Consider the following 723-nt stretch of genomic DNA (forward strand, 5'->3'; position numbering starts at 1 on the left):
GTCCAGCACCGCATCCACCGTTTCCGCATCCAAACCTTCCGCATGGGGCAGTTGCAGGACTTCGTCCAACCTGCCGTGCACGCGGATGCCGAAACGCAATTCGTTTACAGGGGCCGTGTAGCTCATGGAATCTCTCCGAAGTGAATGATTTGAAATGGATTTAGGATAAATTGGTATAGTTATACTAATCCTAAACCACAGGTTTGCAAAGCGCAGGTTTTCAGACGACCTCCATTTACTAACGACAAGTTATCGTCTATTCAAAACAATTGGCGGGACTTCTTCCATTTATCGTAATACATAAAACCCATCTGATCGATTTTCCATTCCCCACCTTCCAAAACCAGCGTATAGGTTTTCTTTTCCCCACTATCATCCAACACATCTATTTCATATTTTTTATCACTGATTTTCCTTTCGGCTGTAATGGTTTGGTTATATTCTGGTGGCATTCGAAAAGAAGGGGCTTCTTGTCTAGCTCGCTTTAAAGATAAAGCTTTTTTAGATAAAAATTGGTGGTGTATTTTTTTGATTTCGTCAGATCTTTTTTTGCTGTTTTCATCTTCATCAATTTCAAAAAAAGTACCTTCATCCAAACTTTTTTGAGTAAGCCCTCCCCAATACAATTCATAATCTTTCATTTGTTGAATGAACTCAGCTAATGTTTCATGCGCGGTTTTCATATTACGAATTTCCTTTGAAGTGTTCTAAATTGCATTTTAC

General features: G+C 39.3%; 1 protein-coding gene. It reads right to left on the reverse strand.

All coding sequences use genetic code 11. The annotated features are described in order from the left end of the window. Window positions 1-260: 260 nt before the first annotated feature. Window positions 261-683 carry an NTF2 fold immunity protein gene (locus tag ACTHUR_RS13960; protein WP_440399141.1) on the reverse strand — a complete coding sequence of 141 codons (423 nt, stop codon included), beginning with the start codon at window positions 681-683 and terminating at the stop codon, window positions 261-263. Between the last annotated feature and the right edge of the window lie 40 nt (window positions 684-723).

Source organism: Neisseria sp. P0021.S007 (genome assembly GCF_051956855.1).

Coding starts and splice junctions, on each gene's coding strand:
- ACTHUR_RS13960 (WP_440399141.1), bottom strand. CDS start 683: ATGAAAACCGCGCATGAAACATTAGCTGAGTTCATTCAACAAATGAAA.